Origin of the sequence: Floridaenema fluviatile BLCC-F154, assembly GCF_041929135.1 — a bacterium.
GTDB classification, from domain to species: Bacteria; Cyanobacteriota; Cyanobacteriia; order Cyanobacteriales; family Aerosakkonemataceae; genus Floridanema; species Floridanema fluviatile.
Window position 1 is genome coordinate 255,711 of record NZ_JBHFNS010000018.1, and the last position, 18,526, is coordinate 274,236.

The following is an 18,526-nucleotide window of genomic DNA, read 5'->3' on the forward strand; positions in this document are numbered from 1 at the left end:
TAAGCTGTTACGCATTTAAAAGTCATATTGTAGGGTGCGTCAGATTTAGATATTTTCCTTTCTACATAGGCTTTAACGTCTGACGCACCCTACTCGTTAATAAGTGATTTAAATGCGTAACAGCTTACGAACATTTTCTATCTCAGCGTTTTGATTTAGGTAAATTTAAAACTAATGTCTTCTGAGTTTATTTATTTGCATGGCTTTGCTTCTAGCCCTAATTCAGCTAAAGCTAATTATTTGCGCGATCGCTTTAACCAAATCCAGATTCCCTTAACTATTCCTGACTTAAATCAATCTGATTTTACTCATTTAACAATGACTCGCCAACTGCACCAAGTCAGAACAATTTTTCCTCCTTCACCAACGCCAGTAACTTTAATTGGTTCTAGTTTTGGGGGATTAACATCAGCTTGGTTAGGCGAAACAGAACTACAATGTCAAAAATTAGTCTTGCTAGCCCCAGCTTTTACTTTTCTTTCTCTGTGGCTTTCTGCTTTGGGAGAGAAAACAGTTAAAAGTTGGCATACTGAAGGATTTTTGCCAGTTTATCATTATGGAGAAAAGCGATCGCTCCCTCTAAGCTACGACTTCGTAACCGACTTAAAACAATACTCAGAAACCGACATTAAACGCCAAATTCCCACCTTAATTATTCACGGGATAAATGATGGAGTCATCCCGATACAAGCTAGTAGAAACTTCGCCGCCTCTCGCCCTTGGATAAAATTAATTGAACTAGACAGCGATCACTCCCTCGCCAATGTTTTCCCAGAAATTTGGCAAGAAATTTCCACCTTTTGCCAACTCAGCAACTTTTAGAGGTAAAATTTAAACCTAAACATATAATTTCCAGTTTCCCACCAATGCTTAACTTTATTCGTTCTGACTTAGCGCAACTCACAGCTTATCAACCCCACCCAGGAGGCACATCTGGCGAACCAGTCAAATCAGACATTACCATAGATCGCTTAGATTCTAACGAAAGTCCCTTTGATTTACCTAGCGAATTAAAAGAAAAACTTGCTTGGAATTATCAGCAAATTATTGAAAATAACCGATATCCTGACGGTAGTTATGTGGCGCTGAAAAATGCGATCGCTCAATACGTCAACGAATCCGCACAAACTACCGAAATTAACTTAAATAACATTTCTGTAGGCAACGGTTCCGATGAATTAATTCGCTCAGTTTTAATTGCCACTTGTTTAAAAGGAGAAGGTGCCGTTTTAATCGCCAATCCCACCTTTTCCATGTATGGCATTATCGCCCAAACATTAGGAATTCCTGTAGTTACAGTTGGACGTTCCGAAACTGATTTTGCCATAGATTTATCCGCAGCACAAGAAGCAATTAATCAAACCCAAAATCCACCAATTCGCCTCGTTTTTGTCGTTCATCCTAACTCACCTACCGCCAACGCTTTAACAGCGAAAGAATTAGATTGGTTGCGGAGTTTGCCAGAAAATATTTTAGTAGTTATTGACGAAGCTTATTTTGAATTTAGTCAAACTACAGTCGCCAATGAATTAGCAAAACGTCCTAATTGGATGATTTTAAGAACCTTCTCCAAAGCTTTTCGTTTAGCTGCCCATCGGGTTGGATATGCGATCGCTCATCCCCAACTAATCACCGCCCTAGAAAAAGTTCGCCTCCCCTACAATTTACCCAGTTTTTCCCAAGCAGCTGCCTTGTTTGCCATGAATTATCGCCAAGAATTATTGGCAACAATTCCGCAAATTTTAGCAGAAAGAGAACAACTAATTAACAGTTTATCGGGGCATCCAGCCTTAAAAATTTGGCCGAGTGCCGCTAACTTTATTTATCTCCGTCTCGCCCCAACAAACAGCGATCGAACCGCTAAACTAACCGCATTAACTCAAAAACTAAAATCTCAAGGAACATTAATCCGACAAATTAGCGGAGGACTAAGAATTACTATAGGTACACCTGAAGAAAATCAGCGATCGATTCAAAGACTAAAAACCACCTTAGACACTTGGGAATTTTAAATGAAACAATTGCCCCTAGATCCCTTCTGCCTTCCTAATCTTCCCGATATCTGATTTCTTTAATAGTTTGAGGCAAAACCCCCACCAAACTAGCGAAAGCCTCATCAGGTAATTGTTCCAAAGTTTGAGAATCAAAAAAGTTTTCAAACTGAAACATTAACTTTTCCGCCCGTTGTAAAGGATCGTCATATTCCGTAGACTTTTTCATTAATCGGACCCACTGAATCCGAATTTTATAAGCAGTTTGGCGCTCTTCAAAATTGTCTGGAACAATCAAAGAAATATTACCCACAGGAATCACACTTTGGCAATCTAAATCACACCTACCACCAACAGCAGCCCCAGGTCCAGCAAACTCCGTATGGTGAGGTTTATAGAGAATTAAACCATTGCGCTTACAGCGATTAACCATCAGGAAATTACCTTTTTGCAAATGTTCAGTAATTTCAGCGCCAGACAAATTTTCGTATTCTTCAGCCATAATACCTGTGTCCTCAACGCTCAACAATTGTTTTTAGTATAACTTTGCCCTTTGCCTTTGAGGACTAGCGTCTAATCAAACGTTTATGTAGCAGAAGTTGTCGAGGTTTTCCCAACAACAAACAAGCCCAATTAGAATCTACTTGGTGTAATCGATAGCCTAACTGAGAATAAAGCCCTCTTGCCTTGTAATTATTTTCCAATACGTGCAAATAAAGGTCTTGATAACCCCAATTTAAAGCAGTTTGCTCACAAGCAAGTAATAATTGCCGAGCTACCCCCTGACGACGATACTCAGACTGCACTGCCAAATTAGACAAATAGGGATATCCAGAGGAATTATAGAACTGCCAAGGACTAGGCGATCGCAACGACATTTCCACCGTTCCCACCAAATAATCCCTTCTCATCTCTTGACTATCCTCAAGTCGAGAATCCTTGTAGATACCCACCAGACAAACATAACGCGGTGAACTAGATTGCAAGCGATGGCGCAAATCTTCGTATATCCCCAAGCGAAACAGGGGATACAACCAGCCACCAATACCCCCGCGAGAGTGAAAGCTATTAGCCAGAATATCCGCCAAATAACTTAAATCTTCGGGTTTAGCCGCACGGATTTGTAAAGGAGAAGAACCAGACAAAACTACCTCCGGTTCTTGCTGGAAGTTTTTCAGAAACCAGAACAAGAGCTTCACAACGGTTTAGGGTTTGACATTTACTTAAGCTAAAGCCAAGTTATGCTTAAGTTTAAAGGGCAACAATCATCACTTATGTAACTAAAATTAGTGATTGTCACCGTCAACTGCATTAGGATTATACAAAGGGTGTATAACTTAGACTAAGTATAGAATTGTCAAAGTAGGATACAGGCAATCTGCCTAGTTAAGTTGAGATTGGCAATGTTAAACTTAGTATTTCTTTAAAATAGCCTAATGCTTACCAATGTTAATGTGTTTTCTCCTTATAGTTAAGTAATAGTTAGTAAACTGGGTTCCCATCTCAAGCTTCCGGTTTCAGGAAACTCTCTTGACACCCCATATCTGAGTTAGGACACCCAGAACCCAAAGTAGTTGGTGGTGAGTAGTGAGTTGAGAGCTAATGAAGGGCAAAATAAAACAGATTTGGTATTTGCAGCTTTTAAAAATTGTCACCAGCTAATGCACGCTGTAATCATACCGTTTCCTTCTGGGATGACTTGCTGAGGCAGGAGAGTATTATATGAAGTCCCAAAACACTAATAAACCAAAGCTTCTGGTTGTTGATGATGAACCAGATAATCTCGACCTGCTGTATCGCACTTTTTATCGAGAATACAAAGTCCTGAAAGCAACATCAGGAACAGCGGCGTTGGAAATTTTAGCCAAAGAAGGAGATGTGGCAGTCATCATTTCCGATCAACGGATGCCGGGAATGAGTGGAACTGAGTTTTTGAGTTTAACCGCTACTCAGTACCCAGACACAATCCGTATTATTTTGACTGGTTATACTGATGTCGAAGACTTGGTAGAAGCTATTAATAGTGGTAAGGTTTTTAAGTACGTCACTAAACCTTGGGAATCGGAAGCGTTGCAAATAGTAGTGCGACAAGCTTTAGATACCCATAATGTTTTGAAAGCGCGAACTCAAGAATTGTGTCGTACTCTGCGCCAAGAGTCTTTACTTAATACTGTTACTAATACTATTCGTTCTCGTACCGATCATCGGCAAATCCTGCAAACAATTGTGAATACAGTTGGACATATGCTGGAGGCAGATATTTGTATTATTCGTCCTTGTCATGATAATACGATCGCTGATGAATCTTTTGTCTATCATAAGCGAGCTACCGGAGAAAAATCACTAGCAACTAACGACGCATTACTTACTACCTCTTCCGATGATGTTTTGGCTCAAACTGTTTGGGAAACATTCGATGTTCACGTTATTGAGGATGTGGCAAAAGATCAGCAAATTCAAGGGGATAGTCTAGAAAAACAACAAAGATCGGCAGCTTTTGCCGCTGTAGGAATTCGTTCTTCTTTGGTAGTACCTTTAATTTGTCAATTAGAATTGACCGCAGTTTTGGCACTGCATCAGTGTACAGAAATTCGTCATTGGCAAGATGATGAAGTACAACTAGTTTTTATGGTGGCAGATCAAGCGGCTTTGGCGATCGCACAAGCTAGGGCTTATGAAAGATCGATCGCAATGGCTAAACGAGAAGCTTTGGTTAATACTATTACTAATGCCATTCGTTACAGTCTCGATCCAAAAGATATTTTCTCAGCCATCACAAAACAACTTGGCGAAGCATTAAATGTGGATGGTTGCGCTCTTTCTTTATGGACACCAGATGATGAATATGTTCAATGTGTGGGATTATATGATGCTCATGAATTGGGTTTACAAGTGTTCGATGTGGAATTTGGTGAATTAGAAAACAACCACAACAAAAGACAAATAAAGGTAATCGAAAATGGGGAAGGAATTACCGAAATATCTACGATAAATTCCTCAACTTCTACAGCCCAATCTTCATTACCCAATCCCCATTACCCAAATAATAATAACCAGGATTCAACATTTACATCTTCTTCTCAACTGCCACAATCTTTAGTCCCAATTGCCGCAAATCCAGTATTACAAAGGTTAATTGAAACTCAACAACCTGTAGTAATTGATGATTTAGAATCCATGCCAGAAATGCAGGGTTTTGATTTACCTTTGCGCTCTTCGGCAAGGGCTTTAATGATGGTACCTTTGATTTGTGATGGGCAATTAATAGGCAGTATTACGCTGCGAGAAGCAAGTTCTGTAAGAAAATGGCAACAGCTAGAAATTGATTTAGCTTTGGCTGTAGCAGCACAAGCAGCGATCGCAGTTCAACATTCTCGCCTATATCAGAAAACTCGCCAGCAAGCCGAAAGATTATTAGAATTAGACCGTCAAAAAACTGAATTTTTCCAAAATATTTCCCATGAATTTCGCACTCCATTAACTCTAATGATGGGGCCGTTAGAATCAGCAGTAGCTCAAAAAAGTGACCTGCCCTACGAACAAGCAGCAATTGCTTTAAGAAATACTCGTCGTTTACTGCGCTTAGTTAATCAATTGTTGGATATTCAAAGAATTGATGCTGGAAGAATGCAAGCAAGTTTTCGCCCTTGCGATGTGGTGGTAATGGTAGGTCAAATTGTCGAATCTTTCCGTCCTTATTGTGATAAAAAAGGTTTGCGATTGGTGACAGAATTTCACTCCTGTCCCAAAGTTTATCTAGACCCAGAAAGATTTGATAAGGTGATTTATAATTTGTTATCTAATGCCATGAAGTTTACGGAAAATGGAGGTGCGATCGCAATTAAAGTAGAACCAGCTGGCGATCATGTTCGGCTGCAAATTAAAGATACGGGAATTGGCATTCGTACCGAACAAATCCCCCATTTATTTCAACGTTTCCGCCAAGCTGAAGGTTCCGTTAATCGCTCTTACGAGGGTAGCGGTTTAGGTTTAGCTTTAGTTAAAGAATTAGTTGAACTTCACGGAGGACAAATTTCTGTAGAATCAATTTATGGCGCAGGGAGTACTTTTACAGTTTGGTTACAAACAGGAACCGCCCATTTGCCTTTAGATCAAGTATTAGAAGTACCTACCCAAGTTCAAGCTAGTCGGGCTGCTGTAGAATTAGCAGATTTAGAGATTTTAGAAGTTTCAGAAGTAGAGGAAAATAGCCTAGAACAGATAACCGGAGAAATTGGTGCTGCTGCTGGGGCAAATTCTTCCGCCCCGACAATTTTAGTAGTAGATGATAATCGTGATTTACGGGCTTACGTTTCTCAAGTTTTGCGTGCTTCTGGTTTTGAAGTGTTAACAGCGAGACATGGTGCAGAAGGTTTAAGCATCACTATAGAAAGGCATCCTGATTTAATTGTGACTGATTTAATGATGCCGATCGTCTCTGGGTTAGATATGATTCGGAGAATTCGAGATTTGCCAGAAGTGAAAGCAACTCCAATTATTTTGTTAACCGCAAAAGTTGATGAGGATACCAGAATTGAAGGCACAGAACAAGGGGCAGATATTTATTTAGCTAAACCTTTTAACGATCGCGAACTCTTAGCCGCAGTGCGAAATTTATTAGCACTAAAAGCCAACGAACAAAAGTTGAGCGAGTTAAATAAATATCTCACCGAATCAGTATTAAAACGCTTTTTGCCACCATCGTTAGTGAATAAGGCAGCGACAGGAGAATTATCTTTAGATTTGCGCCCGGAACCAAAATTGGTCACAATTTTGTTTAGCGATATTGTTGGTTTCACTCAACTTTCTAATACTTTAAGAAGTCGGCGCGTTGCTGAGTTGTTGAATGAATATTTGGATTATATGACTAGAGCAGTATTTGCCAATGGTGGTACTGTGGATAAATTTATGGGTGATGCAGTTTTGGCGATGTATGGAGCACCGGAAGAGTTGACACCCAATGAACAGGTAAAACGTGCGATCGCAACAGCCAGACAAATGCACCACTACTTAGATCAACTTAATCAACGTTGGCGAGAACAAGGTATCCCGGAAATTCAGTTTCGCTGTGGTATCCATCAAGGAACCGCAGTAGTAGGAATGTTTGGCAGTTCCGAACGAGCCGATTATACTGCGATCGGACCCACGGTGAACATTGCCTCCCGACTCCAAGCTTTAGCCGCACCTAACTCAATCTTAGTTTCCGCAGCCGTCGCCGATTATTTAGATGAAGCCGAAATTACCAAAGGTAGTCCTCTACAACTTAAAGGAGTAGATGAAACAGTATTGACTTTTGTCGTTGATATTTAGAAATGAACTTTTGCGGACATTTTAGTTAAATTAACGATCGCTTTGATCAACTTTTCTGGGTGAACAGGCTTAGAAATATGTTGTTGAAAACCAGCAGAAAATGCTTGTTGTCGATCGACTTCTCCAGCATAAGCCGTCAGAGCGATCGCAGGTACTTGACTCCCCTGTTCTACTGGCATATTTCGGATTTGCCGAATTAGCATATAGCCATCCATCAAAGGCATTCCAATATCACTTACTAGTACATCTATTTTTGATTGCGAAAAAAGTTCTACAGCTTCTCTAGCAGATTGAGCAATTATCACCTTTGCCCCTGCTTGTTGCAGAGTGAACTCAACCACATCCCGTGCATCTTCTTCATCATCTACTAACAAAACCGTCACTTTAGCAAGTGGATAATCAGCAATCGATAACGGCCCAGATGGATCTTCCATCTCTTCGTATAATTCCTTCTTTTCCAACAAAGGTAGCTGAACTGTAAAGGTAGCACCTTGTCCTTCACCAGGACTATCTGCGCGAACAGTACCCCCATGTAACTCAACTAAATGGCGAACAATGGCTAATCCTAATCCCAATCCACCAAATGTTCGAGTTGTGGTTGAATCTGCCTGACGAAAATATTCAAATACATGAGGCAAAAACTGAGGAGAAATACCTTTGCCAGTATCGCTAACAGTTATTTGAGCGTAGGATTGAACAGACGAGTCAGAATCTTGGTAATTATTTTTATTTTTCTCAACTTGCTGCAATCTAATTTTTATTCGTCCTTTCTCTGGAGTGAATTTTACAGCATTAGAAACCAGATTCCAAACTACTTGTTGTAAACGACCAGCATCTCCTAGAACTTTGCCATCGATCGGATCGAGCAAAACTTCAATTTGAATAGACTTAGCTTGTGCTGCTAAACGCACCGTTTCCAGTGCAGCATTAATCGTCCAAGCTAAATCAACCACCAACATCTGAAGATTTAACTTACCTTGTAAGATGCGAGAAACATCCAACAAATCCTCAATTAGTTGAGTTTGCAATTTAGCATTACGCTCAATTGTTTCCAGAGCGTAATTAGTTTTTGTGGCATCTAATCTGCCGCTACGAAGTAATTTAGACCAGCCGAGAATGGGGTTAAGAGGTGTTCGCAACTCGTGAGATAAGACAGCGAGAAACTCATCTTTGATGCGATTAGCGGCCTCAGCTTCCTCTCGTGCAGCTTCTGCTCGCAGCAAATTTTCTGCTAAATCCTGTTCTCGTTGAGATAGCAAGTTAGCGGAAAATTCCAGAGACTTACCTAATAAAGCGACTTCCTTGATCGGTGAAGGCTGAATTTGAGGCTGTTCTCCTTTAGCCAAAGCTTCGGCAGCAGCGGCAGATAAAGTAATGCTGCGAGAAATCTGCCTTGCCAGGACGATCGCACCCGTACCACTAACTAATAACAATACCAAACCAGACCCCATCACCAGCCACATTGCTGCTTGCGAAGGCCCTTGAATGACTTTAACTGGGACAGTCACCGCCACCGTCCAGCCCAATTTCTCGATGCGACTAAAGGCGACGTATACCTGCTCTCCTTCCAGAGTAGTATCTCGGTACACTCCCTCTTTACTCTCTCCAGTCCGTTTCAGGAAAGATGGTGTTCCTTGCTTTCCCACAAAAAGTTCGGGATTCCGAGTGCGAGCCACGACTACACCCCGATGGTTAACCACTGTCCGAGTCCATTCTCCTTCTAGGGGAGATTGTTCTTCGATGATGCTAGCTAGTGCTGTTGGTGTAATTACAGCAGTGAGGATGTAGCGCAATTTGCCGTTACGCATTGCGGGAACGCGGACTGGGAAGGCAAGATTTCCTTGCGGTCCAGTGGTGAGGTTGCCAACTACGGTGTGGCGCTTTCGGGTTAATCGTCGCAGGCTGTCTCGATCGATCGCCGGGGGTAATGGTTCACCCAGAGGTCTTTTGCTATTAACCAGCTGGCGACCGTCGGGAGATAGGAGAATTGCAGTTAACCAAGTAGGTTGTGTCTGTGTTACCCGCTTTAGTTGACTATAAAAGGTTTTCAGATCGCCTTGGTCAAGTTGTTCGGATGTTGCCAAAGCTTGAAGTGTCCGAGATGTGCTAGCAATTTCCCGTTCTACTGTCACTGCTAAATTACGGGCAGCTAGAAGGGTGCGGCGTTCTGAGGTTGCTTGTTCCTGCTGCGAGAGTTTATAGACGATCGCTACGGCAAACAAAACTACTGGAAGCAAAGACCCTGCTATGAGTAGAATTAAATGCCACCGCAGGGAAAGCGCCCGTTCGCTAGAAGTTTTTGAAGTTTGGTTCGTGTTTATTTTCGGCAACTCTTTCACCTAGCGTGCTCAGGAATCGATCGGCGATCGCCTATTTAGTCTCGATCAAAGTGGTTTGGGGAAAAGCCGATCTTAATCGGGAAAAACTAGATGTGGCAAAACTTTTTCCCTCTTAACTCTTATATAGCCGAAAGTACCGCTTTTGAGTACACTTGGACTATAAGTCTCAGGAGGGAAATTTTGTCAGGGTAGGGAATGGGGAACAGATAAGAAACTTATCCCGGAAGTTTTTCTGCTTTTTTCGATCGAATTAATTGTCTAGTTGTTGAAAGTTGTGCTATCCTAGCTAGAGCGATGAAAAAACTGAGCTTTTCAGTTGTCAGTCGCAATGCGGGCGTAGTTTAGTGGTAAAACTATAGCCTTCCAAGCTATTAATGCGGGTTCGATTCCCGCCGCCCGCTTTTTCCTCATCTTTGCCGCATTAATGTCATCTTGACCAATTAAATGTTGCTTGCTTTGAAAGTAAGTCGCTTAGTTAGGATATAACCGTTTCTAAATGGTTTAGAGGAGTATTGTGTCAAAGACAATTAATCAAAAAACTAAACCTAAAATTATTCTCGACACCGATCCTGGTGGTGATGATTCTTTCGCTTTGCTGTGGTTATTGAGTTTAGTAAAACAGGGTTTTGCGGAACTAGTTGCTGTGACTACGGTTGATGGAAATGTTCATGCAAGATACACTTTTGTTGGGGCAAGTAAGCTATTGAAATTAGCAGGTTTTGCAGCAATAGAAGTTGGCAAAGGTGTGATTGGGGGATCAAAAAGCGATCTGGAAGATGCAGCGGGTATTCATGGTAATGATGGGATGGGAAATCTTTCGCATACTTTGCCAGAAATTGATGTTAGTTATGAAGATGCGGTTGATTCTGATGATATTTTAATTGAGAAGTTGCAAGCTAATCCGGGGGAGATTGTTGTTGTGGCGATCGCACCTTTAACCAACTTAGCATCTGCCGAAAAAAAATGTCCAGGGATTCTCAAAAAAGCTAAGGAAATTATTATTATGGGAGGTGCTTTTAAAGTTCCGGGAAATATTGCACCAGAAGCAGAATTTAATATTGCTTATGATGTGGAAGCTGCGGCGACAGTTTTTGCTAGTCGAGATGATATTGTAGTGATTCCAATTGATGTGACTGAACAGCTAATTTTTACTAATGAAATGGCTGAACAAGTTAGTCAAATTAACCTGGAAAGTGAGATTTCTAAGTTTATAGTTTCTCTGTGTGAGTTTATGACTAAAACTGCCCTTGCTTTTCGAGAAACGCAAGGAAAACAAGGTTTTTTGGTGCATGATGCTGCGACTTTAGCTTATCTGTTTTATCCTGAAACTTTGTTGTTTCGTCGCGCTGAGGTGGTGATTGAAACTCAGGGGAAATGGACGAGAGGAAAAACTTTGTTTGATAGTCGGAATAAGACGAAATTTGGTGCTAATGCTTGGGTAGCAATGGAGGTTGATAGTGTTAATCTTTTAGCGGTGATGATGGAAGATTTAAAGGTTCTAATTTCTTAGTAATTTTTTTAACCGCGAAGACGCGAAGGACGCGAAGGAAAGAGGAAGAGGGAGATTTAGTAACATCTAGAAATGTCTCTAGAAAGTTCTTAAGTATTCATTTCTTCGTCTGTGTTCTCTGCGTCTCTGAAAAAAGTATCATAAATTACAAAAATTATTAAACTAAATTTGTATATAGCAAGTAAACTGAGAATTGTTAATGATTCAAAGTAATAGTAAGATGAAGAAAATTTTTATTTGTGGTTCTGCTTTAAGGGGACAACCGGATCACGGGAATTTGCAAAACGCGAAGTTTATTAAACCTGCAAAAACCCAAGCTTTGTATCGTTTACACGCAGCGGGTAATGGTTGGCATCCGGCAATTTACGAAGTGGAAACGGGGGGAATTAGTATTCCGGGGGAAGTTTATGAAATGACAGAAGCGGAATATGAATATCTTTTGGTTAATGAACCAGAAAATATGTATCCGGGGGATGTAATATTGGAAGATGGCGAAACTTTAACTGCGATGCTTTATCCTCAAGAATTAGTCAAAAAATACAATTGGCCTGATATTTCTCATTATGGCGGTTGGGCGGTATATAAACAAGATAGTGGGAAAGTAACAGGTTAAAAAGTGTTATTACTTATTGGTCATTTGTCATTTAGTTTTACTTTTTGCAGGTAACAATAATGATGATAGTTTCCCCGTTGTTTGTTAATAGCGATCGCCTTAACCGAAGTATAGAAACACTTGCCCAAATTGGTCAAGTTGCTGATGGTGGAGTAACGCGAATTGCCTTTAGTCCAGAAGATATTGCTGCGCGTAATTTGGTGCAGAATTGGATGAGGGAAGCGGGGATGAATGTTCGCATTGATGCAGCAGGAAATATGATTGGTTGTTATCAGGGAAAACAGGCAAATTTTCCGGCATTAGCAACAGGTTCCCATATTGATACTGTACCTAATGGAGGTCCTTATGATGGCGCTTTAGGTGTGTTAGCGGGAATTGAAATAGTGAGAGCATTTAAGGAGAATAATATTAGATTGGAACATTCGATCGAAGTAATTGTTTTCACAGACGAAGAAAGCACCATGATTGGTAGTAAAGCGATGGCGGGAACAGCTAAAAATAATCTGGAAAATTATCGCCTTGCTGATGGTAAATCTATTGGAGAAAGTTTAGGGAAAATCGGGGGAAATTGGGATGAGTTGGAGAGGGCAAAACGCGATCGATCGCAAATAGCCGCCTACATAGAATTGCACGTAGAACAAGGAGGAATTTTAGAGAATCTCAACAAACAAATTGGAGTAGTTGAAGGCGTTGTTGGCGCATATAGAGGAATAATTACTGTTACTGGAAAAGCCAATCATGCTGGAACTACGCCAATGGAAATGCGCCAAGATGCCTTAGTTGCAGCGGCTCAAATTGTTCTACAAGTTAACAATTTAGGCAACGAAAAGCCGGGAAATCAAGTAGCAACTGTCGGCAAATTTAACGTATTTCCTAATGCTACCAACATTGTACCAGGACAAGTAGAAATGAGTGTTGATATCCGAGATCTATCTGCCGATCGGATTAAATACTCGATCGCAAAATTAGAACAACAGTTGATAGAAATTGCCGCTAATACCCAAACTAAAATCACTTTAAAACCTTACTTGTGGGTAGAACCAACCTTAGCAGCTAGTGATATTGTAAAGGCGATCGCAGATGTTTGCGATCGACTAAAATTATCCCATCATATTTTACCCAGTCGCGCCGGACACGATGCCCAAGAAATCGGACGTTTCACCAACATGGGAATGATATTTGTTCCTAGCATCGAAGGAATTAGTCACTCCCCAAAAGAACACACCACACCCGAACAATGTACCCAAGGAACAAACGTATTACTACAAACATTTCTACAATTAGATCGAATTTATTCAACTCAGATTTTGCATCAGTCCCAACACCCGCCTGCGAATCAATTCGCAGGCTAATAGCGAAAGTCCACTGAAGTGGACTAAAACAACAGACGCAAGAGCTAAATTCAACAAATAAAATGTACAATTTCAACTAAAAAATAACTCTCTTCTCTTCCTTCGTGTCCTTCGTGTCTTCGTGGTTCAAAAAAATATGTATGATTTGAAAATTGTAATTATTGGCGCTGGTATTGGCGGATTAACAACAGGAATAGCCTTAAAAAAAGCTGGCTACCAAGTCGAAATATACGACAAAGTAAAAGAACTACGCCCCGCAGGTGCCGGAATTTCCCTCTGGTCAAACGGTGTAAAAGTTCTCAATAAATTAGGACTTGGCGATCGAATGGCTGCCATTGGCGGACAAATGAATCAGATGCAATATCGTAGTTATAAAGATGAATTACTCAATGATATTAGCCTGCAACCATTAATAGAAGAAGTTGGACAACGCCCTTACCCAGTCGCCAGAACAGACTTACAACAAATGCTGTTAGAAGCATTTCCCGGCACAGTTAAATTAGGTAGCAAATGTGTAGGATTTGAAGATTTAGGCGATCGCGTTACTGCAATTTTTGAAGATGGAAATACAGCAACAGGAGACTTATTAATTGCTGCTGATGGTGTGCGTTCCACCTTGCGCCCTTACATTTTAGGAACAGAAATTGAACCTCGTTATGCTGGATATGTTAACTGGAATGGGTTAGTAAAAGCGAGTGAAGATTTAGCACCGAAAAACACTTGGATAATCTACGTTGGCGAAAACAAACGTGCTTCAATGATGCCAGTGGGGGGCGATCGATTTTACTTCTTTTTCGATGTACCATTACCAAAAGGAACATCTACCCCACCCGAAGCAATATCAAAAGAATTAGCTAATTTTTTCGCAGGTTGGCCTCAAGTTGTGCAAAACTTAATTAAACAGATTAATCCCTTAGAAACTAATCGTTTAGAAATCCATGATATCGGCCCTTTAGAAACTTTTGTGCGTGGTAGAGTTGCCTTATTAGGAGATGCTGCCCATACTACCACACCTGACTTAGGACAAGGAGGTTGTCAAGCAATGGAAGATGCAGAAGTGTTAACTCGCTATCTTTTAACAACAAATATTAGTGTGGAAGATGCGCTAAAAAGATATGAAAATGAACGGAAAGAACGGGCTAATGCTATTGTTTTAAAAGCCCGAAAACGTGCGGATCAAATTCATGGGAAAGAACCGGAAGTTACGCAGCAATGGTATCAACAATTACGGCAAGAAAGTCCTTTAGATGTTACTAATGCTATTAGTAAAACTATTTTAGGAGGGCCGTTGCATTAATGAATTTTTTAAACCACAGATGAACACAGATAAACACAGATGATATGGCAGGTAAATTAACTACTCATGTTTTAGATACAGCACAAGGTTGTCCGGCGCGAGATTTGGCGATCGAACTTTGGTCAATAACACCTGAAACCAACGAAAAAACCCTATTAAAAACCACTCGTACCAACCAAGACGGACGCACAGATTCACCTTTAATTGAGGGCGAACTTCAACAGGGAATTTATGAATTAGTCTTTCACGTTGGCGAATATTTCAATCACCACTTAAAAGACTTACCAAACCCGCTTTTTTTAGATAAAATTCCCATCCGTTTCGGTATCGCAAATCCCCAAGCACATTATCACGTTCCGCTGCTAACATCACCTTGGTCTTACAGCACATATCGAGGAAGTTAATTTAAATCGCAAGATGGATTTACCAAACGTAGAAACTTATCTTATCCCCCAAAATTTAGCAGAAATTACTAACTGGAAAAATGGATGGAGTTGGTTAGCTGGTGGTACTTGGTTATTCAGCGAACCGCAACCCGAAATTACCACTTTAGTTGACTTGCAAAACCTCGGATGGTCAGAAATAGAAATTAACTCCGAAGGTTTAACAATTGGCGCAACTTGTATAATGAGTCAATTATTAAACTACAACTTCCCCGAAAATTGGACATCAGTAAAAGCATTAAAAAGCGCCGTTAATGAACTAGCATCTTTCAAAATTCAAAACGTCGCCACAGTCGGAGGAAACCTTTGTTTAGCAATACCAGCAGGAACCTTTGCGCCAGTAATGATACTCTTAGATGCGAAATATCAAATCCTCCCTTTATCAGGCGAACCTTATTGGATTTCCGCCTTAGAATTCCAAACGGAAATCAAACAAACAATCCTCAAACCAGGAGAAGTTTTGCGAAAAATATTCATTCCCAAAGAAAACTTAGAACTACAAACTAACTACCAAAGAATTTGTCTAACTTCCGCCGGACTTGCTATATCAACAGTAGTCGCCGCTTACAATCCAAATACCCAAAAAATCAAATTTGCAATTAGCGGTTGTATACCCTCACCCAAATTAATTGAATTTCCACAAATACCCACACAAACTGAAATAACCCAAAAACTTAACGAAACAATTCCATTAACCAATTATCTCAACGATACAACCGTATCCAACACCTATCGCCAACATATTACCCAAATTTTGATGAAGCGATCGCTACAATTTTAAAATTTATTATATAACTCTCTCTTTCTTCTTCTTCTTCTTCGTGTCCTTCGTGTCTTCGTGGTTCAAAAAATGCCTTTAAAATTCCAAATTAACAATCAAAACTATAACATTAATTGTCCTCCCGGCACTAGCTTATTAACCTTAATTCGCCAACAAGGATGGATGGGAACTCACAAAGTTTGCGAAACAGGAGACTGTGGAAGCTGTACAGTTTGGATAAACCAAACCCCTATTCATAGCTGCATTTTTCCCGCCCATCGTATTAACAACACCCAAATTACAACCATCGAAGGACTAGCAAAAGACGGCAAACTTTGCCCAATGCAGCAAGCATTTATCGACGAACAAGGATTTCAATGCGGATTTTGTACGCCCGGAATGATTATGTCCGCCGAAAAATTGAACTTTTCCACAGAACAAGAACTTCGTGCTACAATGGATGGAAATCTCTGCCGCTGTACCGGATATCAAGCAATAGTTGAAAGCATCAAAAAAGGCAAAAATCTAAATAATTCCCCAGTCCCCAGTCCCCAGTCCCCAGTCCCCAGTCCCCAAATAGGACAAAGTATTCCCAAACAAGATGGTTATGAAATTGTTACCGGAAAACCAATTTATACCCCAGATTGGGTACCAGAAGGAACACTGCATTTAAAGGTTTTGCGATCGCCCCACCCCCACGCCAGAATCCGCAAAATTGACACCACTAAAGCTAAAGAATTACCCGGAGTTCACGCAATCTTTACTCATGAAGATGTTAGCAGAATTCCCTACACAACTGCCGGACACGCCGAACCTGTACCCGATCCTCACGATCATTATTTGTTAGATAATAAAGTACGATTTATTGGCGATCGCATCGCCGCTGTAATCGCAGAAACACCCAAAATTGCCGAAACAGCTTGCCAATTAATTGAAGTAGATTATGAAATTTTACCTCATGTAATTGACCCAGTTTTGGCAATGGGTGAAAAGGTGAAAGAAATGGGGACTGGGGACTGGGGACTGGGGACTGGGGAGTTAAGTAAATCTCCTATTCCTATTATTCATGATGAACCGGAATCTTATCAAATTCACGACGCACAACATAACATTTCTGGGGAAGTATTGATTGAAAAAGGTGATTTAGCTAAGGGATTCGCAGAAGCAGATTTAATATTAGAAAATACCTACGACTTACCAGCAGTCCAACATACACATTTAGAACCTCATATTAGCACGACTTGGTTAGAAGAAGATGGCACATTAGTCGTTAGATCTAGTACACAAGTTCCCTTTCACTGTCAACGACTCCTCGCACAACTTTTCAATTTACCTAAAGAGAAAGTCAGAGTTTATAAAGCAAATATTGGCGGAGGTTTTGGGAATAAACAAGAAATTTTAACCGAAGACCTCTGTGTTTTAGCAACATTAAAAACAGGTCGTCCTGTGCAATGGGCGTTTACCCGCAATGAGGAATTTACTGCTACAAATAGTCGCCATGCGATGAAGGTTCACCTAAAAATTGGGGTGAAGAAAGATGGGAGTTTAACTGCTGTGGAAATGAATGCGATCGCCAACACAGGGGCTTACGGAAATCATGGCACACAAGTAATTTTCCTCACCGGAACAATGCCATTAGGATTGTATCGTTGTCCGAACCAAAAATTTCACGGTCGCTCAGTTTATACTAACACAATGCCAGCCGGAGCATTTCGCGGATACGGAGCAACCCAAGGCTTTTTTGCAATGGAATGTTTATTAGATGAAATAGCCGAAAAGTTGAAATTAGATCCCTTAGAATTCCGGCGACAAAATTTAATTAACACCGAAGATTCCCTGCTATTAGGAGTTGAAAGACATTTCAAAATAGTCGGTAGTTGTGGATTAGATGAAGCATTAACAAAAATCTCTGAAGTATTAGAATATCAACCAGGAACACCACCAAAAATTAACGGACATTTGCGCCAAGGAGTAGGTTTTGCTGTCGCCATGCAAGGAAGTGGATTAGCCAAAATCCATACAGCAAAAGTTAAAATGGCATTGAAAGAAAATGGTCGATATGAATTAAGAACTGGTGCAGTAGATGTTGGTACTGGCGCAGAAACTACTTTAAGACAAATCGCCGCTGAAGTCTTAAATACAACTTTTGATCACATTGATATTATTGCTAGTGACACCAAAGAAACTCCTTTTGATGCAGGTTCTTATGCCTCTGCTACTACCTATATTTCAGGTCAAGCAGTAATTTTAGCTGCCCAAAAGTTACGGGAATTGTTATTAAATAAGGTTAGCGGAATTTGGCAAGCTGTTCCCGAAGAATTGGAATTAAACGGCATTTTAGTTAAATCAAAAAATCACTCAATTAATCAAGAGATTGACTTAGAAAATTTAGCTAAACTTAGCGATCGACCATTAGTAGCAGAATCAGAATATGCAGCAGAACGTTCTACCTTAACTTTTGCCGTTCTAGGAGTAGAAATAGAAGTAGATACGGAAACGGGAAAAATTAAAATATTGCGTTGCGTGCAAGCAATTGATATTGGCAAAGCGATTAATCCGCGCATTTGTGAAGGTCAAGTAATTGGCGGAATAGTGATGGGATTAGGGTATGCTTTAACCGAAGAATTGCACTTTAATGAACTAGGAAAAATCATCAATCCCAACCTTCGTACTTATCGCTTACCCCTTGCCAAAGATGTGCCACCAATAGAAGTATTTTTGATTGAAAAATCCGATCCTTATGGGCCTTTTGGAGCGAAAGGAGTAGGGGAAGTTGTGATTAATTGTGTTGCTCCTGCGATCGTCAATGCTGTTGCAAATGCGATCGGAATTAGGCTTAAACAATTACCAATAACACCTGAAAGATTATGGCAAGCGATACAGGCGTTGCATAATGGAATGTCAATTTAGT

At 40.5% G+C, this 18,526-nt stretch carries 13 protein-coding genes and 1 tRNA gene; 11 read left to right on the plus strand and 3 right to left on the minus strand.

From position 1 onward, the window contains the following. The first annotated feature begins 174 nt into the window (after positions 1-174). Positions 175-822 (plus strand): YqiA/YcfP family alpha/beta fold hydrolase, encoded by a 648-nt coding sequence (locus ACE1B6_RS03965; protein ID WP_413255937.1) that lies wholly within the window; start codon positions 175-177, stop codon positions 820-822. A gap of 44 nt (positions 823-866) precedes the next feature. Beyond that, complete coding sequence (locus tag ACE1B6_RS03970) at positions 867-2,012, plus strand: histidinol-phosphate transaminase (RefSeq protein WP_413255938.1); 1,146 nt, start codon at positions 867-869, stop codon at positions 2,010-2,012. A gap of 34 nt (positions 2,013-2,046) precedes the next feature. Here ACE1B6_RS03970 and ACE1B6_RS03975 read toward each other — a convergent pair whose 3' ends face one another. After that, positions 2,047-2,493, minus strand: a complete 447-nt coding sequence (locus ACE1B6_RS03975; protein ID WP_413255939.1) for a hypothetical protein — start codon at positions 2,491-2,493, stop codon at positions 2,047-2,049. Between the two features lie 64 nt (positions 2,494-2,557). Then, positions 2,558-3,190, minus strand: coding sequence for a GNAT family N-acetyltransferase (locus ACE1B6_RS03980; RefSeq protein WP_413255940.1), 633 nt, complete (start codon positions 3,188-3,190; stop codon positions 2,558-2,560). Between the two features lie 523 nt (positions 3,191-3,713). Between ACE1B6_RS03980 and ACE1B6_RS03985 the strand changes: the two genes are divergently transcribed. Next, complete coding sequence (locus tag ACE1B6_RS03985) at positions 3,714-7,301, plus strand: response regulator (RefSeq protein WP_413255941.1); 3,588 nt, start codon at positions 3,714-3,716, stop codon at positions 7,299-7,301. Here ACE1B6_RS03985 and ACE1B6_RS03990 read toward each other — a convergent pair. Continuing rightward, a complete protein-coding gene (locus tag ACE1B6_RS03990) occupies positions 7,298-9,631 on the minus strand; it encodes a hybrid sensor histidine kinase/response regulator (protein WP_413255942.1) in 2,334 nt (777 codons plus the stop codon). The genes ACE1B6_RS03985 and ACE1B6_RS03990 overlap by 4 nt on opposite strands. A gap of 339 nt (positions 9,632-9,970) precedes the next feature. Here ACE1B6_RS03990 and ACE1B6_RS03995 point away from each other — a divergent pair. The 8 genes from ACE1B6_RS03995 to ACE1B6_RS04030 all read left to right on the plus strand — a co-directional run bounded on the left by ACE1B6_RS03995 (position 9,971) and on the right by ACE1B6_RS04030 (position 18,525). After that, positions 9,971-10,041 (plus strand) — tRNA-Gly (locus ACE1B6_RS03995). 113 nt (positions 10,042-10,154) lie between these two features. Next, a complete protein-coding gene (locus ACE1B6_RS04000; protein ID WP_413255943.1) occupies positions 10,155-11,150 on the plus strand; it encodes a nucleoside hydrolase in 996 nt (331 codons plus the stop codon). Positions 11,151-11,370: 220 nt separating this feature from the next. Beyond that, positions 11,371-11,763: an allophanate hydrolase-related protein gene (locus ACE1B6_RS04005; RefSeq protein WP_413255944.1), complete on the plus strand. Its 393-nt coding sequence runs from the start codon at positions 11,371-11,373 to the stop codon at positions 11,761-11,763. Between the two features lie 59 nt (positions 11,764-11,822). Next, positions 11,823-13,115: a Zn-dependent hydrolase gene (locus tag ACE1B6_RS04010; RefSeq protein ID WP_413255945.1), complete on the plus strand. Its 1,293-nt coding sequence runs from the start codon at positions 11,823-11,825 to the stop codon at positions 13,113-13,115. Between the two features lie 136 nt (positions 13,116-13,251). Continuing rightward, positions 13,252-14,412: an FAD-dependent urate hydroxylase HpxO gene (hpxO, locus tag ACE1B6_RS04015; RefSeq protein WP_413255946.1), complete on the plus strand. Its 1,161-nt coding sequence runs from the start codon at positions 13,252-13,254 to the stop codon at positions 14,410-14,412. A gap of 44 nt (positions 14,413-14,456) precedes the next feature. Beyond that, positions 14,457-14,816 (plus strand): hydroxyisourate hydrolase, encoded by a 360-nt coding sequence (uraH, locus tag ACE1B6_RS04020; RefSeq protein ID WP_413255947.1) that lies wholly within the window; start codon positions 14,457-14,459, stop codon positions 14,814-14,816. A 13-nt stretch (positions 14,817-14,829) separates the two neighbouring features. Further along, positions 14,830-15,636, plus strand: coding sequence for an FAD binding domain-containing protein (locus ACE1B6_RS04025; protein ID WP_413255948.1), 807 nt, complete (start codon positions 14,830-14,832; stop codon positions 15,634-15,636). A 69-nt stretch (positions 15,637-15,705) separates the two neighbouring features. Continuing rightward, complete coding sequence (locus tag ACE1B6_RS04030; protein ID WP_413255949.1) at positions 15,706-18,525, plus strand: molybdopterin-dependent oxidoreductase; 2,820 nt, start codon at positions 15,706-15,708, stop codon at positions 18,523-18,525. Position 18,526 lies beyond the last annotated feature (1 nt).